Consider the following 23,872-nt stretch of genomic DNA (forward strand, 5'->3'; position numbering starts at 1 on the left):
CTAGCGCACCGCCACCCGCGCCAGCCCCGGCTGGTTCACCATCCAGTAGTGCTGGAAGGCCAGGCGGATGTTGTCGCGCAGCTGGGTGTCGTCCCACGGTTTCGTATAGAAACGGTAGATGGCGCCACGGTTGATCGAGTCGAGCACGGCTTCCAGGCCCGTGTAGCCGGACAGGATGATGCGGATGGTTTCCGGGTACAGCTCCTTCACCTTGCTGAGGAATTCCGTGCCGCTCATGCTCGGCATGCGCTGGTCGCAGACGATCACGTGCACCCTGTGCAGGGCCAGCATTTCAAACCCTTCGGCCGGCGTGCTGGCCGTCAGGATCTGGTAACCCTCGGGACGGAACAGGCGGTGCAGCGACGACAGCACGTTGACGTCGTCGTCGACGATGAGCAGCGTCTGCGCGGGCTGCGCGGCCGGGTCGTGGCCGGGCGGCAGGCCGGCGCCGGCGACGATCATCTGCCCCAGTTCCAGCGCCGGCAGGGCGCGGCTGAAATAAAAGCCCTGGATCTCGTCGCAGCGGTTGCGCCGCAGGTATTCGAGCTGCGGACGCGATTCCACGCCCTCGGCCACGACACTCAGCTTCAGGCTGTGCGCCATGCTGACGATGGCCAGCGCGATGGCCGCGTCGTTCGGGTTGCTGGTGATGTTGCGCACAAAGGCGATGTCGATCTTCAGCTTGTCGATGGGGAAGCGCTGCAGATACGCGAGGCTCGAATAACCGGTGCCGAAATCGTCGATGGCCACCTTCACGCCGATTTTTTTCAATTTTCCCAGCACGACGATGGTGCGCTCGGCGTTCGACATCAGCGCCGTTTCCGTCAATTCCAGTTCCAGCAATTCCGGCGCCACGTTGTGATGCGCCAGCGCGCGCGTCACTTCGCCTTCCAGGTCGCCTTCGGCAAACTGGCGGCTCGACACATTCACGGCCACGTGCACGGGCCCCACTTCGCTGTCGCGCCACTCGGCGATCTGGCGGCAGGCAGCCTGGATCACCCAGGCACCCACGCGCACGATCAACCCCGTGTCTTCCAGCACGGGCACGAATTCGGCGGGCGCCACCAGGCCGTAGCCGGGACGGCGCCAGCGCAGCAGCGCTTCCACGCCGCTGATGCGGCCCGTGCGCAAATCCACCTTGGGCTGGTAGTACAGGATGAATTGATCGTGTTCGAGCGCATGGCGCAGCGCCAGTTCCAGGTCCAGGCGCGCCAGCACCTGCACGTTCATGCCGGCCGTGAAAAAGCGGTAGCCGTCGCGACCCGCCTGCTTGGCGCCGCCCATGGCCGTATTCGCGTATTTGATCAGGGTTTCCGGGTCGGTGGCGTCGTCCGGATACATGGCGATGCCGATGCTGGCCGTCAGGGTGGCCGCGTGGCCGCGCAAGTCGAATGGCGCGCGCAAGGCTTCACGCACCTGGTTGGCCACGGCGACGGCTTCCTGCTGGTTGCGGCTCATCGTCAATATCAGCGCGAATTCGTCGTTGCCCAATCGACCCACCGTGTCGCGCAGGCGCACGCATTCGACGAGGCGGTTGCTGAACTGGCGCAGCAGCTCGTCGCCCAGCGCCGCGCCCAGGGTGTCGTTGATGCTTTTAAAACGGTCGAGCGCGATGAACAGCACCACGATGCGCCAGCTTTTCTCTTGCGCCAGTTCCACGGCCTGGGCCAGGGTCTGGTAGAACAGGCTGCGGTTCGGCAGTCCCGTCAAGCCATCGTAATGGGCCAGGTGCTTGAGGCGCTCCTGCGCCTGGCGCCGCTCGCTGATGTCGCGCGCCACGGCGATCAGCAGCAGGCCGCCCGCGCCAGGGGTGCCAGAATAGCCGCCCGTCACGGGCGCTTGCGCATACCAGTGCCAGCCCAGTTCCACGGGGATCAGGCTCAGGTCGTGCCGCACCAGTTCGCACTCCGTCACTTCCGTGGCCAGATGGGCCGCGCCGCCCGGCAGCGCGGCCAGCGGCGGGGCCGGCGGCGATGGCAGCAAGGTGCCCGGCGCCAGCGCCAGCAGTTCGGTGCGCGCATAGCCAAGCAAACGGCAAGCGCCGTCGTTGACGTCGACCAGCGTCATGCCCAGCACGTCGACGAGGAAGATGGCGTCCGTGGTGGCATCCATGGCGCCGCGAAAGCGCTGCAGTTCGGCCGTGCGCTGGCCCACCGTGCGTTCGAGCAGGGTGTTGTAGTGGCGCGCGGCGCGGTGCAGCAGACGCACTTCGAGCATGTTGCGGATGCGCGTGAGTACCTCGAGCGCGTCGAAGGGCTTGCTGATGAAGTCGCGCGCGCCCGCTTCCAGCGCCGCCAACTTGGCGTCCGGGTCAGCGGCGATCACCAGCACGGGCAGGTAGCCTTCCAGCTCCAGCGGACGCAGGGCATCCATCACCTCGTAGCCGCTCATGCCGGGCATCACCAGGTCGAGGATGATCAGGTCGAACTGGTGGCGCTGGTGCAGGCCGGCCACGGCGCGCGCGTCGAGGGTACTGGTGATGGCCGTGTAGCCGCCGCTTTGCAGCAAATGCTCGAGCAGGCGCAGATTGACTTCCTGGTCGTCGACGAGGAGAATTTTCGCCGCGTAGATATCGGCCTGGCTGATCATGGCGCGCCCGTTCCCTTCTGCCGGCGCTGCTGCGCCACATAGGCCAGGGTGCTGTTGATCGCCTCGGTAAATTCATCGAGGTTGATCGGCTTGGTCAGATAGCGGTAGAACCCCAGCGCCATGCTGCGCTCGACGTCGCCCGGCATGGCGTTGGCCGTCAGGGCGATGACGGGAATGTGCGCCGTGCGCGGATCGGCGCGCAGCAGTTTCAGCGCGTCCGTGCCATTCACGTTCGGCAGATTGATGTCCATCAGGATCAGCTGCGGCAGGTGCGTGCGCGCCATTTCCACGCCCAGGCGGCCATCGGTGGCCGTCAACAGCTGCAATTGCGGGCAGTAGCGCACGATTTCCTCGACCAGGGTCAGGTTGGCGGGATTGTCTTCCACGTACAGCAAGGTCACGGGGGCGCTGTGATCGAGCAGCGCCCCGGCCAGGTCCGGCCGCGGCAAGGCGGGGGCCGCAGGCATGGGCAAGGCGTCGACCACGCGCAGCTCGATCCAGAAGGTGCTGCCCTCGCCGGGTGCGCTGGTCACGCCGATGCTGCCATCCATCAGCTCCACCAGGCGCTTGGTGACCACCAGGCCGATGCCGCTGCCTTCTTCCGTGCCGCCCTCCTGCCCCAGCCGGTTGAACGGCTGGAACAGCAGCGCCACCTGCTCGCCGTCGAGGCCCACTCCCGTATCGCGCACGCTGATGCGCACCCGGCCGCCCGCCTGCGGCGCGCAATCGATGGCCACCTGCCCCTGCTCGCGGTTGTACTTGAGCGCATTCGATAACAGGTTCAACAGGATTTGCTTGAGGCGCGTGCGGTCGGCCAGCACGTTCAGGGGGCAGGCGTCGGGGAAGGTCATGCCGATGCCGCGCTGGCTGGCCAGCGGCGCGATCATGTCGCGGCATTCCTGCAAGATGGCGTCCAGACCCACCGGTTCCAGCGACAGGCTGACCGTGCCTGACTCCACCTTGGCCAGGTCGAGGATTTCATTGATCAGTGTCAGCAGGTGGCGCCCCGATTTCAGGATATGGCCGGCGAACTCCTTCTTTTGTTCCAGGGTCGACGGCAGGCGGTCGGAACTGAGGATTTGTGCGAAGCCCAGGATGGCGTTGAGCGGCGTGCGCAATTCATGGCTCATCGACGACAAAAACGCCGACTTGGCGTAGTTGGCGCTGCGCGCCTCTTCCATCGCCATGGCCAATTCGCCATTCGTCATTTCCAGCTGCATCGTGCGCTCGTGCACGCGCACTTCCAGTTCCTGGTTCAGGCGCATGACTTCCTGCTGCGCCTCGGTGCGCTGCTCGGCTTCGCTCGCCAGCTCGCCGTTCGAGCGCTCCAGCGCCTGCGTGCGCAGCTCGATCTCGGCCAGCATCTTGTTGAAGGAATCGACCAGCTGCGCCACTTCGTCGACGCTGAGCTTGCGCGCGCGGCGCGAATAATCGCCCGTCTCGATCACTTCGCGCGCCACGTCGGCGATGTCGAGGATCGGCTGCGTGATGACGAAATCGAGGCGGCGCAGCAGCAGCAAGGCCACCAGCAGCGCCAGCACCGTCACGCCCAGCGCGATGGCCAGGTAATCGGCCGTGCGGCCGGCCAGCTCGTAATCGGCGCGCAGATACACGGTGCCCAGCAGTTCGCCATTGTCGACGATGGGTTTGAACAATTCGACGGATTTGCCCGCGATGCTGACGCCTTCCTGGCCCGCCTTCGCCGGCAGTTCGCCCACGTGCTGATGCGCGCGGTAGCTGGCAAACAGGCTGCCGTCGGCCTTGTACAGGGCGCCGGCCGTCACGCGCGGGCGGATGCGCATCAAATTGAGGTTTTCCAGCGCCAGGCGTTCGTCGTCGAAGGCCAGCGCGGCCGAACTCATATGCCCGAGCAGCTCGGCCTGGGTACTGATGTCGGCCACCAGGTTGCGGTGGTAGGCGCGCAAGTCGTAGACGACGATGGTGCCCAGCGAAATGACGAGCGCCACCAGGGTGGTCAGCAAGACCACCGACATCAGCTTGTGGCGGATGGAACGCAGTCTGATCATCTAGGCGCCTCCCGTCTGCACGCGGTAGGCGGCCAGCAGCATGCGCGCGCTGATGCGGATATGCGCCTGCGCCACGGGTTTCAAGGCCACGTCGAAGCGGACCTTGTCTTCGGCCATCACAAAATTGATCATGCTGCCCATCGCGTAGACCTCATCCGAATCGGACACCGTCAGCAACGCCAGGCCACGGCTGGCGGCCAGCATTTCCTGCAGCGCCGTTTTCTCCAGCGCCCCCAGGTACAGCACGTGCAGCCCGGCCAGCGCTTCGCCGCGGCGTACTTTCTTCACCTGCACGGCGCGGCCGTTGACGCTATGCCCGGCCACGCTCTGTTCGAGCTGCTCGGCCAGCGCATCGGCGCCCGCCACGCCGATCACCAGCGGCGAGTCGGGCCGGGCAAAGCTGCCGTCGGGCCATTCGACATAGCCGGCGAACTTGTACAGATATCCGGCCTTGACCTGGCGTTCCAGTTCCCCCGGCACCTGCGATCGCGCATCGGCGCACAGCACGCCCAAAAGCAGCAATAGCCAGCCCCAGCGCAGGGAACGGCAAGCGGCACCGCGCGCGGGGCGGCGCAAGGGGCCAGGATGACGCCACCAGGTCCAGTTCAGAATTACCATGACAACCGAGTAAAGATAATGCATACGAAGGCGCGGCACCATGCCGCTTGCCTGTTCGAGCGATGCGCACCTGGGTGGCGTAGCGACAGAGCGCCTGCCGGCCCGAAGTGGTAGCAAATGTATAAAAGAGTGTACGCATTTTCGCTGGTACCGGGGAAAGTTTCTTTTGCCGTCGGCCATGCTACAGTCTTGCCACCATTTTCACCGCATGCAGGAGTCATCCATGAGCAAGGAACTCGTCCCCCTCTCCACCGCAGTCGGCCTGGCATTGCAGGCGAAAGGCCTGCTGCTGGCCACGGCCGAATCGTGCACGGGCGGCGGCGTGGCGCAGGCCGTCACCGATATCCCGGGCTCGAGCGCCTGGTTCGAACGGGGTTTCGTTACGTACTCCAACGGGGCCAAGAGCGGCATGCTGGGCGTGCCTGCCGAACTGATCGCCGCACACGGCGCCGTCAGCGAGGAAGTGGCCGCCGCCATGGCGCAAGGCAGCCTGGTCCACAGCGAAGCCCAGGTGGCCGTCTCGACCACGGGCATCGCCGGCCCCACGGGCGGCGTGCCGGGCAAGCCCGTCGGCACTGTCTGCTTCGGCTGGGCCATGGACGGGCGCGTGCAGACGCAGCGGCTGGTATTTTCGGGTGACCGCCAGGCCGTGCGCGAGCAGGCCGTGGCGCACGCGCTGCGCGAACTGCTGCGCTTTATCCAGTAGCGTCGGCGATGCAGGCGCGGTCGCGGCCCGCCTGCTTGGCCGCATACAGCGCGCTGTCGGCGCGCATCAGCAATTCGTGGCGGCCGGCGCCGTGGCGCGGATATTCGGCGATGCCGGCCGAAAAGGTACAGCCCGTCAAGCTGTGCGGCGCCTGCTGGATCAGCAGCTGGCGGTAGCGCGCGGCGATATCGTCGATCTTGTGCGCCGCGATGAGGCTGTCGGCTTCGCGCAACAGCAGGCAGAATTCCTCGCCGCCATAGCGGCAGACCATATCGGTGCCGCGCAGCTGGCCTTCCACCAGGCGCGCGAACTGGATCAGCACTTCGTCGCCAAAGTTGTGCCCGTAGGTATCGTTGACGCGCTTGAAAAAGTCCAGGTCGATGATGGCGATGGCCACGGGCGCATCCGCATCGGCCTCGTGCAGGATGGCATTGAGGCAGGTTTCAAAATGGCGGCGGTTGTACAAGCCCGTCAGGTGGTCGCGCATGGCCTGTTCCTTCAGGCTGTCCTGCAGGGAATTGACGTGCAGGATCTGGTGCGCCAGTTCGCGGTTCAGGTGTTCGAGCTTGACGTTTTCCGATTCGCGCGCCGCCTGCAGCTCCAGTGCCTTGTCGCGCTCGGCTTTCAGGCTATGCATTTCCTTTTCCAGATTGCGCATCAGGCTGCGCGACGCGCGCGCCGACTTGCTGCTGGCCTCGTACGCGGCCTGGTATTGCTGCAGGAAACCATACGCGGCCTGCCATTCGCCCAGCTGGGCATTGATGTCGGACAAGCCGCGCAGGATCTGCTGCTGGTGAAACGGATTGCGCGTCCAGCTCAGCAGGCTGTGCGCCTGCGTCAGCGACGCCAGCGCCTGCGCCGTCTGGCCCGCGTGCAAGTCGAGCTTGCCGCGCACCAGCCACGCATGCATCTGCTCTTCCAGGTCCTGACCCCGGCGCGCGTACTCTTCGGCCCGCAACAGCAATTGCAGGGCACTATCGGGCTGGCGCAGCAGGATCGCGGCGTGGGCGGCGATGCAGAAAAGAAAGGCGCGCACGGCCAGGTCTTCTTCCGGCCACTCGTAAAACGGTTCCACCAGCGCCAGCGCCTCGGCCGGCTTGCCCGTGGCCAATAAACACATGGCCAGGTTGGCCGACACGATGGTTTGCTGATATTTGAGCTTTTGCGTGCCGATGATCTCGAGCGCCTCGACCAGCAGGGGAATCGCGTCTTCATCGTTGCCCAGGTCATGCTGCGACGACGCCAGGTTCGACAGGCTGTTGACCCGGTGCGCGGGGCTGCCGAAGCGCTCGGCGATGTCGAGCGCCAGCAGGAAGTTGCGCGGGCCGTCCTGCGTATCGCCACGATTCAAGGCATCGACGCCCAGGCGCGCGTACAGCATGAATTTGTGCAGCGAGTCGGGTATCTGCGCGGCCTGGCTGCGCGCCTGCAGGAAATGCTGCTCGGCATCGGCAAAATCGCCGCGCCGGCTCGCATACGCGCCCTGCAGGGCGGCCACTTCCATGCCCCCTTCCAGGTCGCCGCTGTGCTGGAAATACGCGCCCAGGCGCTCGCATGACGGTTCGGCCTCGCCCGCGTAATACGCGAGCCAGCAATGATTGAGTTCCGCATACGCGCCGCCGCGCGCATACTGTTGTCGTTGCGCGGCCGCCAGCGCCATCTGCGCCAGCCGGCGCGCCTGGCGGCGGTTGCCGACCAGGCAAGACAGGGCTTGCTGATTCAGACGGTCAATGTCGGCTTTATCGAGACTGGAGATCGGCACTGCGTCCTCGTTCACACTCTTGGGTGGATTTTTCACACAAAACTTGCTCTACATCAATGGTATCCTGATTAACATCATAACCAGATTCGCTGTTCCGCATGGCATATTTGCAAAGGATTGTGGTAAAAATGCCAGTCGCCGCTGTCACGGATCTTTGATTGTCACTGACGCAACAACTTGGAGTAGTCGCAATGCAAAACACGGTACATTTCATCCTGCAGGGCAAGGGCGGCATCGGCAAGACCCTCGTCTCGACCCTGCTGGCCCAGTGGATAGGCGGCAAGGACGACACGCCTTTGCGCTGCTATGACACCGATCAGGAAAACGCCACGTTCTCGCGCTACAAGGCGATGAACGTCAAGCACGTGCCCGTGATGACGGATGCGCGCAACATCGACCCGAAACGCTTCGACGCGCTGATGATCGACATTCTCGACACGGACGGCAACTGCGTGATCGACAATGGCGCGAACACGTTTTCGCCGCTGATGGGCTACTTGCTGGAAAACGACTGTTTTTCGCTGCTGGAAGAATCGGGCCGCAAGGTCTACATCCACACCATCGTCGGCGGCGGCGATACCTTGCACGACACGGCCACGGGTTTTGTCGCGACAGCCCAATCGACGAAGGTGCCGCTGGTGCTGTGGCAAAACGAACACTTCGGCCTGCTGCAATCGGCGTCCGGCAAGCAATTCGTCGAATCGCAGTCGTACAGCGACAACCGCGCGCGCGTGAAAGGCAGCATCACCCTGAGCCAGCGCAATCCCGACACCTTTGGCGCGGACGTCAAGAAAATGAACACGGCGCGCCTGACGATGCAGGAAGTGCTGCAGAACGACAAGTTCAACATCATGGAAAAGCAGCGCATCAAGGTCGTCTACCGCGACATCTTCGAACAGCTCGACAAGGTGCAGTGGTAGATGGACCGGCACAAACTGCGCAGCCACGTGTTCGACAAGACGGGCATCAAGGTCGATGTCGATGACCCGATATTCGCCCTCGTGGCGCTGAACGAAGCCGTGCTGGCGGAAACCGTCGAGCGCCAGCTAGCCCTGCTCGACGCCGCCACGCAGGCGCTGGCGGCCCAGGCGCGCGCGGCGGGCGGCTTGCCTGCGGCCGTGCCCCAGCCTGCGCCGCAAGCGCCGCTGTCCGCCGCTTGGTTTTCTCCGCGCGAATGGCGCTTGCTGGGCGCGGCGGCCATCGTCTCCGTCGCCTGCGCGCTGCTGGTGCTCGGCGGCGCGGCCCTGCTGTATACACTGTAGCACCGACCGTAGTAACGACCGTAGCACCGTCGCGCTGCGCCAGCCACGAGCGAGCCGCAGCGTCTTCTCCACCCATCCCTGGAAGCATGCATGAAACCGATCAAACTGCTGGCCCTACCCGCCCTGCTGCTGTCGCTGTACGGCGCCCCGCTCACCCTCGCCCACGCCGCCGATGCCGCCGTCACGACAGGTGCGACGTCCGTGCCCCATATCGCCTACGAAAAATACACTTTGCCGAACGGCCTCGACGTCATTCTCGTGGAAGACCATAAATTGCCCGTCACGGCCGTCAACATCTGGTACCACGTGGGACCGGCCAATGAAGCGCCGGGCCTGACGGGCTTTGCGCATTTGTTCGAGCACATGATGTTTGCCGCCACCAAGCACGTGCCGCGCGGCATGGCCGACCAGTTGCTCGAAGGCGCGGGCGCCACCGATTCCAACGGCAGCACGGATTTCGACCGCACCAATTATTTCGACACGGTGCCGTCGAACCAGCTGGAACTGGCCCTGTGGACGCATTCCGACCGCATGGGCTATCTGCTCGACGTGCTCGATCAGACGGCGCTGACGAACCAGCAGGACGTGGTGCGCAACGAGCGCCGCCAAAGCGTGGAGAATGCGCCGTACGGCATCGTGCAGGAAGCGCTGTACCACCAGCTGTTTCCCAAGACCCACCCGTATTACGCCAGCGTCATCGGTTCGCACGCGGACATCCAGAACGCGAAGCTGGCCGACATCAAGGATTTCTTCACCAAATACTATGGTCCTAACAACGCCAGCCTCGTGATCGCGGGCGACATCGACAAGGCGAAGACCAAGGAACTGGTCAATAAATACTTCGGCAGCTTCAAGAGCGGCCCGGCCGTGCCGAAACCGAATGTCGTGACGCCGCCCATCACGCAGGAACGCCGCATCGTGGTACAGGACCGGGTCGAGTTGCCGCGCGTCTTCATGGCCTGGCTGACGCCGTCCGCCTACACCAGGGACGACGCGGAACTGTCGATGGCCGCGCACATCCTGGCCGGCGGCAAGTCCAGCCGTTTATATAAATCCCTGGTGTACGACAAGCAGATCGCGCAGGACGTGGGCGCCAGCCAGGGCTCGAACGCTCTCACGTCGATTTTCACCATCGACGCGACGGCGCGCCCGGGCCGCAAGCCCGAGGAAATCGAGCAAGCCTTGCAGGCGGAGCTGGAACAATTGCGCGCCAAGGGCCCGACCGAGAAGGAACTGGAACGCGCGCGCAACAGCATCGAGACGAGCATGCTGAGCCAGGTGGAAAAAATGGGCGGCCACGGCGTGGCCAACTTGCTCAACGAATACAACCAGTACGTGGGCGACCCCGGCTACCTGGCCAAGGATATCGAACGCTACCGCCAGGTGACGGCGGCCGGCGTGCAGCGCGCCGTCGACCAGTACCTGAAGAACCAGTCGCGCGTGGTCGTCTACGGCGTGCCCGGCACGCCGGACCTGGGCGCGGAAGTGCCGACGCCGGCGCCTGGCAAGGTCAAGCCTGCGCCCGGCACGGCCATCAATGCGGACGAACCCTGGCGCAATGCCGTGCCGAAGGCCGGTCCCGCACCGAAGATTGTTTTACCGCAAGGAAAATCGTTCACCCTGGCGAACGGCCTGACCGTGATCCACCACTACAACGGGGCCGTGCCGCTCGTGTCCAGCCAGCTCGTGGTGAAAAGCGGCTCGGGCGCCAATCCGCTGGCGCAGCCGGGCTTGTCGAGCTTTACGGCGCAATTGCTGCAGGAAGGCACGGCCACGCGCAGCGCGCCACAGATCGCCGACGACGTGGCGCAGCTGGGCGCGCTGCTCAATACCGGCTCCGGCGTGGACGCGTCGTTCGCCCAGCTGACGTCGCTCAAAGCCACGTTCCCGCAAGCGCTCGACGTGCTGGCCGACGTGGTGCTGCATCCGCAATTCCCCCAGGAAGAAGTCGAGCGCCAGCGCGCCAGCCGCATCGGCGAACTGGCGCAGCAGCGCGAAAACGCGGGCGCGGTGGCGGCCCGCGTGGAAGCGGCGGCCCTGTACGGCCCGCAGCATCCATATGGCTACATCCAGCTGGGCACGGAAGCAGCCTTGAAAGCGGCCAGCCGCGCCGACCTGCAAGGTTTCTGGCAGCAGCATTACCTGCCGAACAATGCGGCGCTGATCGTTTCGGGCGATATCGGCGAGGCGGAATTGAAGGCGCTGGCCGAAGCGAAGTTTGGCAGCTGGAAGCCAGGCACGGTGGCGCCATCCGTGGCTGCGGCGCCGCAGACGACGAAAGCAAAATTGATTTTGGTCGACAAGCCGGGTGCGCCGCAAACGGCCGTGCGCCTGTCAACCATCGCCGTGCCGCGCGCCACGCCCGATTACGCGCCGCTGCAAGTGATGAACGCAGCGCTGGGCGGCTTGTTTACCAGCCGCCTGAACACCAACTTGCGCGAAGAAAAGGGTTACACCTATGGCGTGCGCTCGCAATTCCAGTACCGCAATCAGCCTGGACCGTTCTCGATTGCCGCCAGCGTGCGCACCGATGTGACGGGCCCGGCCGTATCGGAAACCGTCAGGGAAATCCGCGCCATGATCGCCAAGCCCTTGGCACGCCAAGAACTGGCGAATGCGCGCAATTCGCAAGTGCTGTCCTTGCCCGGCCAGTTCGAGACGAATGCCAGCATCAGCGCCAGCATGGCCAACACGTATATCTACGGCCTGGGCCTCGACTATTACACGACCTTGCCGCAGCGCTTTGCCAGCGTGACGGACAAGCAGGTACAGCAGGTGGCGAAGAAATACCTGCAGCCGGAAAAGCTGATCGTCATCGGCGTGGGCGACAAGGCGAAGATCGCTCCGCAATTGTCGAAGCTGAAGCTGGCGCCCGTCGAATTGCGCGACGCGGAAGGTAACGTCAAGTAATCAGGATTAGCGGCGCTTGAACAGCGCCGCTTGATCCACCAGCGCCGCGATCGCCACGCCCGCCGCGTAGGCGATCAGGTCGACCCAGCCGAAGGCGGAGCCCAGCACGAGGTGTCCCAGCGGATGCGCGCGCAACGCGACGATCCACGGCGCCTGGTATAGCTGGCCGAATTCCACGGCAAAGCAGATCAGCAAGGCCGTCAGCGCCAGCTGCCACGTGCGCATGCGCGTGGCGACAATGCCCAGCGCAAAGACGATCATCATGGCCCACAGGACGTCGCCCGGATACTTGCCGAGCGCGGCAGGGACGAATTGGGGAAAGGCGCGCGAGGCCAGGCCCAGCGCGATGACAGCCACGGTTGCGCCCACCTGCAGCAGGCGGCGGCGTTCAGGTTTTACCAGGAACATATTTCCATTCAAAGGCACAATACGGGCCGAACCATTGCGGCCCGTCCGATATTGTACTGCGCGGCCGTGTCTGCCTGTAGCCTAATGCGCTTGGACAACCTCAGCCAAGGTCGACGTGCTGCGCCAGGAAATCGAGAAACACGCGCACGCGCAGCGGCACATGCCCGCCTTGCCCCACGAACACGGCATGCACTTCCTCGCTGTCGCCGGGATTGCACTCTTCCAGCACGGCCTGCAGCCGGCCGGCCGCGATATCGGCGCGCACCTGGAAAGCGGCCAGGCGTGCCAGTCCCAGTCCCGCCAGCGCCAGTTGCCGCAAGGCTTCGCCATCGCTGGCCTGTGCATTGCCCGTGACCGGCACGACGACGTCACCCTCGGGCAGGCGCAGCGGCCAGCCCGAGCGGGCGCGCGCGTAATTGGCGTCGAGCAGATTGTGCGAGGCCAACTCGGTGGCTAGCTGCGGCGTGCCGTGCCGGGCCAGGTAGGCTGGCGATGCCACGATGACCATGCGCGTCTGGCCCAGCTTGCGCGCCAGCAAGCTGGAGCTTTTCAATGGCCCCGCCCGCACGGCCACGTCCGTGCGCTGCTCGAGGATATCGACGACGGCGTCCGTGAGCACGATGTCGAGCGTCACCTCGGAATAGCGTTCGAGAAACAACGGCGCCAGCGGCAACAAGAAATGCTGGCCGAAGGGCACGTTCGCATTGACCTTGATTCTGCCGCGCGGCACATCCTGCACGCCGGCGCAGCGCTCGGCCTCGTCCAGCGCCGCCAGCACGTGCTGTCCCCGTTCGTACAGGCCGCAACCCTCGGCCGTCAGCTGCAGCTGGCGCGTGGAGCGGTTCAGCAGGCGCGCGCCCAGGCGCTCTTCGAGCCGCGAAACGAGCTTGCTGACCGCCGATGGCGTCATGCCGCAGGCGCGCGCGGCGGCGGAAAAGCCGCCCAGCTCGACCACGCGCACGAACACTTCCAGCTCGCCGGAGCGGTTCACTTCCAGTCTGGCCATTGTGAATTCAACTCATAAATGTTCTTCGATGAGATAGTCTAGTACATAAATGGCTTTGCTTTCATCATGCAGGCGTTCCCCTTGATGAAGCGAGCCGCCATGCAACGATTGTCCCTCTTCCCCTCCATCCTGCTGAGCCTGGCGCTGACTACTCCCGCCGCTCATGCGGCCGATCCCGCACCCACCTGGCTGGCCAGCTGGACGGCCAGCCCCCAAGCCGTGTGGAGCAGCTATTTCCTGCTCCCCAGCAATGTGCCCGCCGTGCTGCACGGGCAGACCGTGCGCCAGGTGGCGCGCCTCAGCGTGGGCGGCCCGCGCGTGCGCATCGTGCTGTCGAATGCGTACGGCAAGGTGCCGCTGCGCATCGGCGCGGCCACCGTGGCCTTGGCCGCTTCCGCTTCCGCCATCGAAGCGGGCAGCTTGCGCACGCTGACGTTTTCCGGCCAGCCGGCGGCCAGCGTGGCGCCGGGCGCGCCGCTCGTCAGCGACCCCGTCGACCTGTCCGTGCCGGACCTGGCTCGCCTGACGGTGAGCATCCACCTGCCGCAAGCCAGTCCCGTCTCCACGTTTCACTGGGATGGGCGCGAGACGGCGTGGATCGCCCCGCAGGACCAGACGCGGGCCGCGCGCATCGATGACGCGCCTGGCATGCAGACCACCACGGCGCGCCTTTTACTCAGTGCGATTCAGGTGGAGGCGGCACCGGGGGCGCAAGCCGTGGCCATCCTCGGCGATTCAATTACCGATGGCGCCACTGCCAGCCTGGGGATGGATGCGCGCTGGCCCGATTTCCTGGCCAAGCGTCTGGCGCCGCACGGCGTGGCCGTGATCAATGCGGGCATTTCCGGCGCGCGGCTGTTGTCCGACGGCATGGGAGACAATGCCCTGGCCCGCTTCGAGCGCGACGTACTGGCGCAACCAGGCGTGCGCACGGTGGTCGTCTTGTTGGGGATCAATGACATCAGCTGGCCCGGCACGGCGTTTGCGCCACGGTCAAAACGGCCGACGTTGGAGGAGTTAACAAACGGCTACACCCAACTGATCGCCCAGGCGCACAGCCGCGGTGTGCGCGTAATCGCGGCCACCCTGACGCCGTTCGCCGGCGCCCTGCCCGGCACGCCCTTGAGCAACTATTACCAGCTTGACAAAGATGCGCTGCGCCAGCAACTGAATGCGTGGATACGCGCCAGCGGCAGCTTTGATGCCGTGCTCGACTTCGACGCGTTGGCGCGCGACCCCGCACACCCGCTGCGCCTGCTGCCCGCCTACGACTCGGGCGACCACCTGCACCCGGGCGACGCAGGCAACCGGGCGCTGGCGGAAGGGACAGATCTGTCCCTACTATTTACAAATCAGTCGCCCAAGCCCGCGTACAAAGCCGTGCTCAAATAACGCTCGCCGAACGAGGGGATGATGGTGACGATGTGCTTGCCCGCGTTTTCCGGACGGCGCGCCACTTGCAGGGCAGCCCACAGGGCGGCGCCCGACGAGATGCCGACCAGCAAGCCTTCATCGCTGGCGGCCAGGCGCGCCGTGGCGAAGGCGTCGTCGTTCTTGACGCAAATGATTTCGTCATAGATGGCCGTGTTCAAAATCTGCGGCACGAAACCGGCGCCGATGCCCTGGATCGGATGCGGTCCCTTGGTGCCCTTCGACAGCATCGGCGACGCTTCCGGTTCCACGGCGATCACCTGCAAGCCGGGCTTGCGTTCCTTCAGCACTTCGCCGATGCCGGTAATCGTGCCGCCCGTGCCCACGCCAGCAACGACGATGTCCACTTGCCCATCCGTATCGCGCCAGATTTCCTCGGCCGTCGTGGCGCGGTGGATGGCGGGATTGGCGGGATTGTTGAATTGCTGCAGCATCAGATAGCGCGAGTCGGCCGCCACCAGTTCCTCGGCCTTGCGGATGGCGCCCAGCATGCCTTCGCTGCCGGGCGTGAGCACCAGTTCTGCGCCATAGGCGCGCAGCAGGATGCGCCGTTCGCGGCTCATGGTGTCGGGCATGACGAGGGTGCAGCGGTAGCCGCGCGCGGCGCATACCATGGCCAGCGCGATGCCCGTGTTGCCGCTGGTGGGCTCGACGATGACGGTATCGGAATGGATCTTGCCTGCGGCTTCCGCGGCGACGATCATGGCCAGGCCGATGCGGTCCTTGACGCTGTGCGCGGGATTGTAGAATTCGAGTTTGGCCAGGATGGTGGCCACACTGCCGGCGGCGATGCGGTTGATGCGCACCAGGGGGGTGTTGCCGATCAGTTCAGTGACGTCGTTGGCGATGTTCATGGGGGTGGTCTCCACAGCAATTTCAGGAGAACCCAGTCTACCGCGTTTCAGAGCGTAAATGGCGGCGGCGCGGGCATGCGCAGCCGCCAAACTGAACAATTACTTCACGTCCAGCAATTCCACGTCGAAGATCAGTGCCGAGTTCGGCGGAATGTCGCCATTGCCGGCGCCGCGCGGGCCGTAGGCCAGTTCGCCTGGAATGATCAGGGTGCGCTTGCCGCCCACTTTCATGCCGGCCACGCCCTGGTCCCAACCCTTGATGACCATGCCCTTGCCGAGCGGGAAATCAAACGGGCCACGACCGACGGAGCTGTCGAACTTCTTGCCGCGCGAATCTTTCGCCAGCGGACGGTAGAGCCAGCCCGTGTAGTGCACGGTGACGTTACTGCCGACGGACGCTTCCTTGCCCGTGCCGACCTTGTTGTCGATCAGGATCAATTTATCGGCGACAGGGCCGGGGCTCAGCGAGACGGCCGAGGCGGGAACAGGCGCTGGCGCCTGTGCCTGCGCCAGCGACGCGGCGACGGAGCAGATCAGGGCAAACAAAACGGAGCTACGCGTCATGATGTATTCTTTCAGTGAGTTTCGGTAAGATCCCTGCCAGTGCAAGTGGGCAGGGAACGCCAATAATAGCAAACCGCCGCAACGATAGGAAAAACTTGTCGCCCGATACACACTGCCCCCGCCTGTTTTACGCGCTGTGGCCTGATGCGGCCACGCGCGCGGCCCTGGCCGCCTGGCAGGCGCGCCTGGAAGGCAAACCCGTGCGTCCAGACAAGCTGCACCTGACCCTGGCCTTCCTGGGCCAGCGCCCGGCCAGCGACCTGCCGCCCCTGCTGGACATTCTGGCGCACACACCGGCGCATCCCATGCCCCTGCTGTTCGATCACGCCAGCCATTTTACGAAGCTGGCGCTGGCCTGGGCCGCCCTGGCGCAGCCGTCGCCCGCCCTGCTGGACTTGCGCGCGGCCTGCATGCGTAACTTGGCGGAACAGGGACTGGCGCCCCGCTTCGAGCACGACCGTTTTACGCCGCACGTGACCCTGGCGCGCCAAGCGCCGCCGCCGGCCATCGGGGACTTCGCGCCCATCACCTGGCTGGCGGACGAGCTGGTGCTGGTGGAATCGCTCAAGAGCAGCGGCGACTACCGCATCCTGGCCAGCAGGAAATTAAGCTAGGCGGCGTCCGGTATCGACACGGGCACCTCGGACAATTTGTCCTGGCGCAAGCTTTTCAGCGCATGCGCAGCCGCCACCATGCCGAAGCTGGCCGTCACCACCACGCTGGAACCGAAGCCGGCGCAGTTCAGGCCCGTCACGCCGGCGGGCGCGCCGCCATCGATGGCGCACGCTTCAGCGCTCTCGGGCGTGCTCAACGGTTCCATGGAAAACACGGCGTCGACATTGAATTTGTTTTTCACGCCACGGGGGAAACCATATTCAGTACGCAACAGTTTGCGTACTCGCTTGAGCAGCGGTTCCTGTTCCGTTTTCGACAGGTCGCGCACGGCGATCAGGGTCGGGTCCGTCTGCCCGCCCGCGCTGCCGATGGTCAGCATGGGAATGTTGCGCGCGCGGCAATATGCGATCACGGCCGCTTTCGCCTTGGCATTGTCGATGGCATCAACGAGGTAGTCGAAATCGCGCCCGCCCAGCAGTTGGTCCAGATTATCGGGGGTAATAAAATCCTCGATCTGCGTGACCTGGCAAAACGGGTTGATCAGTTCGATGCGTTCAGCCAGGGCCGTAATCTTGGCCTGGCCGATGGTGTCGCTCATGGCCTGGATCTGGCGGTTGATGTTCGATTCGGCAACATTATCGAGATCGATCAGGGTCAGGCGGCCGATGGCGCTGCGCGCCAGCGCTTCGACGATCCAGGAACCGACGCCGCCCACGCCGATCACACACACATGGGCGGCGCGGAAACGCTCCAGCGCGGGCGCGCCGTACAGGCGGGCGATGCCGCCGAAACGCCGCTCAAAATCGATCTCGGTCAAGTCCATGGAAATTAGTTCATTGGTGGAGGTATGCATGGCGCCATTTTAACGGACACTGCGCTGACGGATATTCTAAAATAGCCGAATTGACACAGCGACAAGCCGCACTGTCGCCACGCCCCCACGCCGCCCACCACGAGAACTCGCCATGACCTCTCCCCTGTTCGACTCCGTTCCCGGCTTTGACCAGCCCATCGCCGTGCTCAAGCATTGTCACGACAAGATCCGCAAGCAGCTGACGACCCTGCAAAACCTGCTGGGCCATTTGGCGCAGCACGGCAACACGGCGGACGCGCAGCAGGCGGCCAAGGCGGTGTTGCAGTATTTCAATAAAGCCGCCCATCTGCACCATGACGATGAAGAGCAGGACTTGATGCCGATGCTGCAAGCGACCGCCACGGGCGACGATGCCGCCCTGCTGGCGACCCTGGTGCCGGAAATCCTGGCCGACCACCAGCGCATGGACCAGGCCTGGCTGACCCTGCGCCCGGAACTGGACGCGATCGCGGCCGGTACGGGCACGCAGCTGTCCGCCGATGGCGTGGCCGCCTACGTTGCCGCCTACCATGCCCATATGAGCAAGGAAGAGGGCCAACTGGCGCCCATGGCCAAGCGCCTGTTCAGCGCGCAACAAATGGAGCAGCTGGGCACGGCCATGCAGCGCCGCCGCGGCATCGCGCCCGATGTGCCAGAAGCTGCCGAAGTGCCGGACGCGGCCGCCGTGCTGGCCGCCATGCGCACCGATTACGTGCAATCGAGCCTGAGCGAGACGGACGTGCTGGCCGATCCCATCGCCCAGTTCCAGAAATGGTTTGCCGAGGCCATCAACGCGCAAGTGATGGAGCCGAACGCCATGGACTTGTCCACCGTCGGCCCTGATGGCAAGCCCAGCTCGCGCATCGTGCTGATCAAGCAATTCGATGAGCGGGGTTTTACCTGGTACACGAATTACCACAGCGACAAGGGCCAGCATCTGCAACACAACCCGCACGCCGCCCTGCTGTTCTTCTGGCGCGAGCTGGAGCGGCAAGTGCGCATCGAGGGCACGGTGGTGAAAACCACGGCGGCCGAGAACGACGAGTATTTCAATGTGCGTCCCCTGCAAAGCCGGCTGTCGGCGATTGCCTCGCAGCAAAGCGCGCCCATCGACAGCCGTGCCGCGCTGGAAAGCAATTACGAAGCCGTGGCCGCCGCCGTTGGCGACGCGCAGCCGCCGCGCCCGGCCCACTGGGGCGGCTACCGTCTGCAGCCGGAGCGCATCGAATTCTGGCAGGGGCGCCGTTCGCGCTTCCACGACCGCATCGTGTTTACGCGCGGTGCTGACGGGCAATGGAGCATGCAGCGCTTGCAACCATAAGCAGGATAGCCAAGGCGGCGCAAAGCAAGCTGGTCAATATCGGTGTAGGCTATGAGGTTAGAAGTTACTAAATGACATTGTTTCTCAATTTGCGGCTCCAGCCGGGGCCGCTTCATTGGAGGCCATTTTGTTTGTACAAAACCAACTCAAGTCCTGGATCGCCAGCATCCGCAGCAAAACCGCCTTGCCGCTACGCATAGAATTGTGGAACGGCCAGCACGTCGACCTGTCCAGCGAAGCGCCGAGAGTCACCATCCGCCTGCCGACCGTCGCCTCGGCCCGCTACCTGCTGAACCCGTCGCTGGCGAATCTGGGTTCGGCCTATGTGGAAGGCAATATCGAGGTCAAGGGTACGGCCCAGGACATGATTTCCATCTGCAATGCCCTGGCGCGCAATACCCTGAAGCCGGAAGGCAAGCTGGCCCGCATCGTGCGCAGCTTTACGCATGACAAGAGCAAGGATGCGGAAGCCATCCGCTATCACTACGATGTGTCGAATGCGTTTTATGAACAGTTTCTCGACCCCGCCCTCGTGTATTCCTGCGCCTATTTCGAACAGGGCGATGAAACCCTGGCGCAGGCGCAAGTCAAGAAGATCGACCATATCCTGAAGAAAATCCAGCTGCAGCCGGGTCAGACCCTGCTCGACATCGGCTGCGGCTGGGGCGCGCTCGTCATACGTGCAGCGCAGCAATATGGCGCCCGCTGCGTGGGCGTGACCCTGTCGGAAAACCAGTACGCGCTGGCGCGCGAGCGCGTGGCGGCGGCCGGCCTGGCGCACCTGATCGATATCCGCCTGCAAGACTACCGCGACGTGACGGGCCAGTTCGACCGCATCACCAGCGTGGGCATGTTCGAACACGTGGGATTGAAGCATTTGCCCGACTACTTTTCCATCATCAACAAATTGTTGGCGCCCGACGGCATGGCGATGAACCACGGCATCACCTCGACCGATCCGGACAATGGCGAAACGCCATACGGCGGCGGCGAATTCATCGAAAAATATGTGTTCCCGCATGGCGAGCTGGCGCACATCGGCAATGTCCTGAAAACCATGCAGCAGGGGGGGCTGGAAGTGCTGGACGTGGAAAACCTGCGGCGCCACTATGCGCGCACGTGCGCCCTGTGGACGGAAAATTTCGAAGCCCATGCCGAGCAGATCCGTCCGCTGGCGGGCGAACGGCGCTTCCGCATCTGGCACGTCTACCTGGCCGGCTGCGCCTATGCCTTCGAGCAAGATTTGATCAGCCTGTACCAGATCGTCTGCGTGAAGGCGGGGCGGCGTTCTTCCACCTTGCCCTGGTCGCGCAACTACATGTATGCGCAGGAGAATACGCAGGAAACAAGGCCAGCGCCCGTGCTCACGCCCTGACAGACGGACACGTGCGGGGCGCTTACTTCAGGCGCCCCGCATACATGGCGCGGAATTTCTCCACCTTGGGCGCGACGACGAGCGCGCAATAGCCCTGCAAGGGATGCTGCTCGACATAATTCTGGTGGTACTCCTCGGCCGGATAAAAGGTGGCTGCCGGCGCCAGCTGCGTGACGATGGGCGCATCCCACACGCCGGCCATCTCGGCGAGCACCTTGCGCGCCACCTTTTCCTGCTCCGCCGACTGGTAATGGATGACGGAGCGAAATTGCGTGCCGACATCGTTGCCTTGCCGATTCATGGTGGTGGGGTCGTGCAAAGTAAAAAAGATTTCCAGCAAGTCGTGATAACTGATGACGGCGGGATCGAATTCCAGGCGCACCACTTCCGCGTGGCCTGTCTCGCCCGTGCACACCTGTTCATATGTGGGGTTGGGTACGCTGCCGCCCGTATAGCCGGCCTCGACGCGCGTCACGCCGCGCACTTCCCCGTACACGGCATCGAGGCACCAGAAACAGCCACCGCCGAATACCGCCACTTCCGTCTGTTGATGCATGATGTCCTCCCGCAACGCCTCTGCGACGTATCATTTCATTACTGTAAAGCAAAGCGCCATGGCCTGCAGTGCCGCTTGAAACGGTGCGTGGTGCACCGCACATAAGGGGCATGCCGGCCACGATTGCGCTGGCGCGGCCGATTTTTGGCATAATGTCAGCAAATAGACAGGTCACCCATGAACACACGCTCTCCCCGCGCGCCAGCGCAAGAATTCGATACGGCACATTTCCGCCAGGCACTGTCGCAGTTTGCCACCGGCGTGACGGTCATTACGACGCGCCTGGCCGACGGCAGTTTCCGCGGCTTGACGGCCAGTTCCTTCAATTCCGTCTCGCTGTCGCCGCCGCTGGTGCTGTGGAGCCTCGGTTCCGTGGCGAACAGCATGCCCATCTTCAGCGGCAACTCGCATTACGTCATCAACGTGCTCGGTGCCGAGCAGGCGGAACTGGCCACGCGCTTTTCACGCCGCACCCCGAACCCATTCGACGACGTCGAATACGAACTGTCGCGCACGGGCCAGCCCATCCTGAAAGGCGCGTCGGCCTGGTTCGAATGCCACAACCGCAGCCGCTATCCGGAAGGCGACCACGTCATTTTCGTGGGCGAAGTGGAACAATGCGCGTTTGCCGCGCAACCGCCCTTGATCTTCCACAATGGGAAGTTCAATACACCGCCAGCCTGAGCGGGACAAAAAAAAATCCGCCGAGGCGGATTTTTTGTTTTACAGGGTAAAGTTATACCCGATGCTGACACTCACGGCGAGCGGGTCGAGCGTGATGCTCTGCGTCTGCCCCGTCGAGAATTTCGCCTTGGTTTTCAGGAAAGTCTTGACCACGGCCACGTCGGCAAACCAGCGCTCGTTGATCGCCAAGGTGCTGCCAACCACCAGGCTGCCTGCCAGCTTGTTGTCCAGGCGGTAGGTGACCGGTTTTCCACCCGGATCGAGCAAGGCCGTCATCTGGCCCGAGCCTTTTTCTTTCTGGAAATAGGCATATGTCAAACCCGCGCCCACGTAAGGACGGATCATCGCATTGGGCTGGAAGAAGCGGTACTGGATGAAGGCCGTCGGCGGCAAGGCTTCCGCCGTCCCCAGCTTGCCCGTACCCTTGATGGAACCATCGCCGACCAGCTCATGCTTGTACGGCACGCCCAGGATCATTTCAGCGGAAATATTGTCCGTGATCATGTAGGCAAAGGTCAGGATGGGCTTGGTGTCCGCCTTGACGTCGGCCTTGGTGTTCGGCAATGCCGGCGCGGAAATGTCGCCACTGTCGACGTGCGGCGTGATCTTGTTGACGCCGGCCTTGACCATCCAGGTGCCTGCGCTTTGCGCCGAAGCGCCCGTCGCCATGGCCATCGCGGCAGCCGCGGCCAGCACGCGTACAGCGGTATTCAAACGATTCTTCATCTTGTCTCCTGATTCATTGTGTGCGGAGTGTTCCGCTATCGAGTCTTGTCGCTGCCAGCGCCAGCCACGCCCCCGGGACGCAGCTGGCGCGGCCATCCTTACAGCCAGCCCCGCACAACCATGTCCTTGGCCACATAACGGGCCAGCAGCAGGTTGTTGAACGGCGTAGGATGCACATCATCGGCATACGAGTAGTGGCTGACGTCGCCCGCTTTCAGGTTCGTGCCATTGCACACCAGCGAGCTGCCCAGAATATTGCCTGGCGCGCTCAAGTCGCACGCCGTCTCGCTGACGTTGGTCAAGCCATACGGGCCAGGGTTGGTGGCCTGGTCATGGCTGACGGCAAACACGTCGACCAGCAAGACTTTCGCATTGGCGCTCAGGCCGCCACTGAGTTCGCCGTTGAAGGCGCTGACCATGGCGTTGATGAGCGCCTTGGTATTGGCATCCTTGCTCAGGCCCGACGGCGTACCGGCCACGTCAGGCAGATTGTTGACGATGACATAGTTGGCGCCCTTGGCGATGATCTGGTCCTTGACCAGCGCCACCAGTTCGGTACCCGCTTGTTTCATGGCGGCAACCAGCGTCGGTCCCTGAGCCACGGCGTAATCGGCACCGGCCTTGGCGCCGGCAGCGTTACCCGTCACCGTCGCATCGGCTTGCGCCTTGGCGGCCAGGGCGGGGGCCAGGGTTGGGGCATTCGTATTGCCGGCAATCACGGCGGCTTGCACGGCGGCGCCGACGATGGTCGTCGACGTGGCGCCCGGCGCGGCGCTGGCCGTCTTGATGGCGGCGCCGATGGCAGCCGCTGCCGTCGCAGGGTTGGTGGCGCCAGCGGCCAGAGCCATGGCCAGGTTGGTGGCGAAAGCCTGGGCGCCTGCGGCCGCGCCGGCAGCCTTGCCAGCAGCGGTCGCGCCCGCTTGCAATACACCCAGCTGGTACAGCACGTCATTGCCGCCCGCCATCACGAAAACGGCTTCCGTGCCGCTGAACTTGCCGCCGGAAACGGCCAGGTGGTTCGCGATCTGCGTCACCACGGGGACGGTCAAGGCGCCCAGCGGGCTGCCCGTCAATTTGTTGTTCGGACCGACGGGGTTGGTGACGCGCGAACCGCCCATGGCGTAGCCGTAGCAGCCGGCATGCTTGACGCGCGGTACGGAAAGGCCTTGCGCCGCATTCCCCTCCAGACCCGTCTCGGCGGCGCATGGCGCGGCCAGGCCGAATTGCGCGGCCAGGTGCTCGGTCCAGTTCTTGCCCGTCAGTTCAGGATTGATCTTGGTATTGTCGCCATTGATGGTGAACTTGCCGCCACCTTTGGCCTGCACCGTACCCACGGCATACGAGCCGACATCGGACAGGCTGTCGCCGAACGACACCTGCGCCGTGTATTTGACTTTCAAGGCTTGATCACCGCCACTGGCGCCGCCGCAACCTGCCAGGACAGCCGCAGCCAGCACGGCCAGCGCGAATTTTGTTTGATGCATTTTGTCTCCTCGGTCTTTTTTCTGGTTTCTAAACGAACGGGCGTGCTATTCGCTACCCAACTAATATGCCATCGTTCCTCAGGCTTGTATAGAAAATATGTTTTAAAAATCAACGAAATAA

At 64.1% G+C, this 23,872-nt stretch carries 21 protein-coding genes; 9 read left to right on the forward strand and 12 right to left on the reverse strand.

Annotation, left to right across the window (positions count from 1 at the left end):
* From V3C40_RS08875 to V3C40_RS08885, 3 genes are read right to left on the reverse strand one after another with little or no spacing between them, the layout of a single operon-like run.
* Positions 1-2,589, reverse strand: coding sequence for an EAL domain-containing protein (locus V3C40_RS08875; protein ID WP_331777201.1), 2,589 nt, complete (start codon positions 2,587-2,589; stop codon positions 1-3).
* On the reverse strand, positions 2,586-4,616 hold the full coding sequence (locus tag V3C40_RS08880) for an ATP-binding protein (RefSeq protein ID WP_331777202.1): 2,031 nt from the start codon (positions 4,614-4,616) through the stop codon (positions 2,586-2,588). Before V3C40_RS08880 ends, V3C40_RS08875 begins: the two co-directional genes overlap by 4 nt.
* Positions 4,617-5,234 carry a YfiR family protein gene (locus tag V3C40_RS08885; RefSeq protein ID WP_175444472.1) on the reverse strand — a complete coding sequence of 206 codons (618 nt, stop codon included), beginning with the start codon at positions 5,232-5,234 and terminating at the stop codon, positions 4,617-4,619.
* 223 nt (positions 5,235-5,457) lie between these two features.
* On the opposite strand from V3C40_RS08885, the gene V3C40_RS08890 reads away from it, so the two are divergent.
* Positions 5,458-5,940, forward strand: coding sequence for a CinA family protein (locus tag V3C40_RS08890; RefSeq protein ID WP_331777203.1), 483 nt, complete (start codon positions 5,458-5,460; stop codon positions 5,938-5,940).
* Here V3C40_RS08890 and V3C40_RS08895 read toward each other — a convergent pair.
* Positions 5,930-7,702 carry a GGDEF domain-containing protein gene (locus V3C40_RS08895; RefSeq protein WP_319990591.1) on the reverse strand — a complete coding sequence of 591 codons (1,773 nt, stop codon included), beginning with the start codon at positions 7,700-7,702 and terminating at the stop codon, positions 5,930-5,932. The two genes, V3C40_RS08890 and V3C40_RS08895, sit on opposite strands and share 11 nt — an antisense overlap.
* Positions 7,703-7,893: 191 nt before the next feature.
* On the opposite strand from V3C40_RS08895, the gene V3C40_RS08900 reads away from it, so the two are divergent.
* The 3 genes from V3C40_RS08900 (at position 7,894) to V3C40_RS08910 (ending at position 11,874) form a co-directional block, all read left to right on the forward strand.
* Complete coding sequence (locus V3C40_RS08900) at positions 7,894-8,622, forward strand: hypothetical protein (RefSeq protein WP_034746168.1); 729 nt, start codon at positions 7,894-7,896, stop codon at positions 8,620-8,622.
* Positions 8,623-8,964, forward strand: coding sequence for a hypothetical protein (locus V3C40_RS08905; protein ID WP_331777204.1), 342 nt, complete (start codon positions 8,623-8,625; stop codon positions 8,962-8,964).
* Between the two features lie 90 nt (positions 8,965-9,054).
* On the forward strand, positions 9,055-11,874 hold the full coding sequence (locus V3C40_RS08910) for a M16 family metallopeptidase (RefSeq protein ID WP_331777205.1): 2,820 nt from the start codon (positions 9,055-9,057) through the stop codon (positions 11,872-11,874).
* Positions 11,875-11,880: 6 nt separating this feature from the next.
* Here V3C40_RS08910 and V3C40_RS08915 read toward each other — a convergent pair whose 3' ends face one another.
* Positions 11,881-12,282 carry a ribosomal maturation YjgA family protein gene (locus V3C40_RS08915; RefSeq protein WP_331777206.1) on the reverse strand — a complete coding sequence of 134 codons (402 nt, stop codon included), beginning with the start codon at positions 12,280-12,282 and terminating at the stop codon, positions 11,881-11,883.
* A 100-nt stretch (positions 12,283-12,382) separates the two neighbouring features.
* Positions 12,383-13,288: a LysR family transcriptional regulator gene (locus V3C40_RS08920; RefSeq protein WP_331777207.1), complete on the reverse strand. Its 906-nt coding sequence runs from the start codon at positions 13,286-13,288 to the stop codon at positions 12,383-12,385.
* Between the two features lie 99 nt (positions 13,289-13,387).
* Between V3C40_RS08920 and V3C40_RS08925 the strand changes: the two genes are divergently transcribed.
* The gene (locus V3C40_RS08925; protein ID WP_331777208.1) at positions 13,388-14,680 is read left to right on the forward strand and encodes an SGNH/GDSL hydrolase family protein; all 1,293 of its coding nucleotides are present in this window, start codon (positions 13,388-13,390) and stop codon (positions 14,678-14,680) included.
* On the opposite strand, the gene cysK is transcribed toward V3C40_RS08925, so the two are convergent.
* Both cysK and V3C40_RS08935 read right to left on the reverse strand, forming a co-directional pair.
* Positions 14,641-15,573, reverse strand: coding sequence for a cysteine synthase A (gene cysK / locus V3C40_RS08930; protein WP_034746156.1), 933 nt, complete (start codon positions 15,571-15,573; stop codon positions 14,641-14,643). The genes V3C40_RS08925 and cysK overlap by 40 nt on opposite strands.
* 99 nt (positions 15,574-15,672) lie before the next feature.
* Entirely contained in the window at positions 15,673-16,137 is a 465-nt protein-coding gene (locus V3C40_RS08935) for an FKBP-type peptidyl-prolyl cis-trans isomerase (protein WP_034746152.1), read from the reverse strand.
* Between the two features lie 95 nt (positions 16,138-16,232).
* Here V3C40_RS08935 and thpR point away from each other — a divergent pair, with 95 nt between their 5' ends.
* Positions 16,233-16,751 (forward strand): RNA 2',3'-cyclic phosphodiesterase, encoded by a 519-nt coding sequence (gene thpR, locus V3C40_RS08940; protein WP_331777209.1) that lies wholly within the window; start codon positions 16,233-16,235, stop codon positions 16,749-16,751.
* On the opposite strand, the gene V3C40_RS08945 is transcribed toward thpR, so the two are convergent.
* A complete protein-coding gene (locus tag V3C40_RS08945) occupies positions 16,748-17,605 on the reverse strand; it encodes a tRNA threonylcarbamoyladenosine dehydratase (RefSeq protein WP_070301070.1) in 858 nt (285 codons plus the stop codon). The two genes, thpR and V3C40_RS08945, sit on opposite strands and share 4 nt — an antisense overlap.
* Before the next feature lie 112 nt (positions 17,606-17,717).
* On the opposite strand from V3C40_RS08945, the gene pdxH reads away from it, so the two are divergent.
* Both pdxH and V3C40_RS08955 read left to right on the forward strand, forming a co-directional pair.
* Positions 17,718-18,926, forward strand: coding sequence for a pyridoxamine 5'-phosphate oxidase (gene pdxH, locus V3C40_RS08950; RefSeq protein WP_331777210.1), 1,209 nt, complete (start codon positions 17,718-17,720; stop codon positions 18,924-18,926).
* A 127-nt stretch (positions 18,927-19,053) separates the two neighbouring features.
* A complete protein-coding gene (locus tag V3C40_RS08955) occupies positions 19,054-20,301 on the forward strand; it encodes a cyclopropane-fatty-acyl-phospholipid synthase family protein (RefSeq protein ID WP_331777211.1) in 1,248 nt (415 codons plus the stop codon).
* Positions 20,302-20,323: 22 nt separating this feature from the next.
* Here the strand turns inward: V3C40_RS08955 and msrA are convergent, their stop codons facing one another.
* The gene (gene msrA, locus V3C40_RS08960) at positions 20,324-20,857 is read right to left on the reverse strand and encodes a peptide-methionine (S)-S-oxide reductase MsrA (protein WP_319990582.1); all 534 of its coding nucleotides are present in this window, start codon (positions 20,855-20,857) and stop codon (positions 20,324-20,326) included.
* A gap of 177 nt (positions 20,858-21,034) precedes the next feature.
* On the opposite strand from msrA, the gene V3C40_RS08965 reads away from it, so the two are divergent.
* The gene (locus V3C40_RS08965) at positions 21,035-21,541 is read left to right on the forward strand and encodes a flavin reductase family protein (protein ID WP_034746143.1); all 507 of its coding nucleotides are present in this window, start codon (positions 21,035-21,037) and stop codon (positions 21,539-21,541) included.
* 39 nt (positions 21,542-21,580) lie between these two features.
* Here V3C40_RS08965 and V3C40_RS08970 read toward each other — a convergent pair whose 3' ends face one another.
* Both V3C40_RS08970 and V3C40_RS08975 read right to left on the reverse strand, forming a co-directional pair.
* A complete protein-coding gene (locus tag V3C40_RS08970; protein ID WP_072454932.1) occupies positions 21,581-22,267 on the reverse strand; it encodes an OmpW/AlkL family protein in 687 nt (228 codons plus the stop codon).
* A gap of 98 nt (positions 22,268-22,365) precedes the next feature.
* Positions 22,366-23,751: an esterase gene (locus V3C40_RS08975; RefSeq protein ID WP_331777212.1), complete on the reverse strand. Its 1,386-nt coding sequence runs from the start codon at positions 23,749-23,751 to the stop codon at positions 22,366-22,368.
* Positions 23,752-23,872 lie beyond the last annotated feature (121 nt).

This window comes from Janthinobacterium sp. LS2A, assembly GCF_036543145.1.
GTDB classification, from domain to species: domain Bacteria; phylum Pseudomonadota; class Gammaproteobacteria; order Burkholderiales; family Burkholderiaceae_D; genus Janthinobacterium; species Janthinobacterium aestuarii.

Bases quoted from the DNA above. Each gene is read 5' to 3' on its own strand.
- V3C40_RS08875 (WP_331777201.1), bottom strand. From the start codon at position 2,589: ATGATCAGCCAGGCCGATATCTACGCGGCGAAAATTCTCCTCGTCGAC.
- V3C40_RS08880 (WP_331777202.1), bottom strand. From the start codon at position 4,616: ATGATCAGACTGCGTTCCATCCGCCACAAGCTGATGTCGGTGGTCTTG.
- V3C40_RS08885 (WP_175444472.1), bottom strand. From the start codon at position 5,234: ATGGTAATTCTGAACTGGACCTGGTGGCGTCATCCTGGCCCCTTGCGC.
- V3C40_RS08890 (WP_331777203.1), top strand. From the start codon at position 5,458: ATGAGCAAGGAACTCGTCCCCCTCTCCACCGCAGTCGGCCTGGCATTG.
- V3C40_RS08900 (WP_034746168.1), top strand. From the start codon at position 7,894: ATGCAAAACACGGTACATTTCATCCTGCAGGGCAAGGGCGGCATCGGC.
- V3C40_RS08905 (WP_331777204.1), top strand. From the start codon at position 8,623: ATGGACCGGCACAAACTGCGCAGCCACGTGTTCGACAAGACGGGCATC.
- V3C40_RS08910 (WP_331777205.1), top strand. From the start codon at position 9,055: ATGAAACCGATCAAACTGCTGGCCCTACCCGCCCTGCTGCTGTCGCTG.
- V3C40_RS08915 (WP_331777206.1), bottom strand. From the start codon at position 12,282: ATGTTCCTGGTAAAACCTGAACGCCGCCGCCTGCTGCAGGTGGGCGCA.
- V3C40_RS08920 (WP_331777207.1), bottom strand. From the start codon at position 13,288: ATGGCCAGACTGGAAGTGAACCGCTCCGGCGAGCTGGAAGTGTTCGTG.
- V3C40_RS08925 (WP_331777208.1), top strand. From the start codon at position 13,388: ATGCAACGATTGTCCCTCTTCCCCTCCATCCTGCTGAGCCTGGCGCTG.
- cysK (WP_034746156.1), bottom strand. From the start codon at position 15,573: ATGAACATCGCCAACGACGTCACTGAACTGATCGGCAACACCCCCCTG.
- V3C40_RS08935 (WP_034746152.1), bottom strand. From the start codon at position 16,137: ATGACGCGTAGCTCCGTTTTGTTTGCCCTGATCTGCTCCGTCGCCGCG.
- V3C40_RS08945 (WP_070301070.1), bottom strand. From the start codon at position 17,605: ATGCATACCTCCACCAATGAACTAATTTCCATGGACTTGACCGAGATC.
- pdxH (WP_331777210.1), top strand. From the start codon at position 17,718: ATGACCTCTCCCCTGTTCGACTCCGTTCCCGGCTTTGACCAGCCCATC.
- msrA (WP_319990582.1), bottom strand. From the start codon at position 20,857: ATGCATCAACAGACGGAAGTGGCGGTATTCGGCGGTGGCTGTTTCTGG.
- V3C40_RS08965 (WP_034746143.1), top strand. From the start codon at position 21,035: ATGAACACACGCTCTCCCCGCGCGCCAGCGCAAGAATTCGATACGGCA.
- V3C40_RS08970 (WP_072454932.1), bottom strand. From the start codon at position 22,267: ATGAAGAATCGTTTGAATACCGCTGTACGCGTGCTGGCCGCGGCTGCC.
- V3C40_RS08975 (WP_331777212.1), bottom strand. From the start codon at position 23,751: ATGCATCAAACAAAATTCGCGCTGGCCGTGCTGGCTGCGGCTGTCCTG.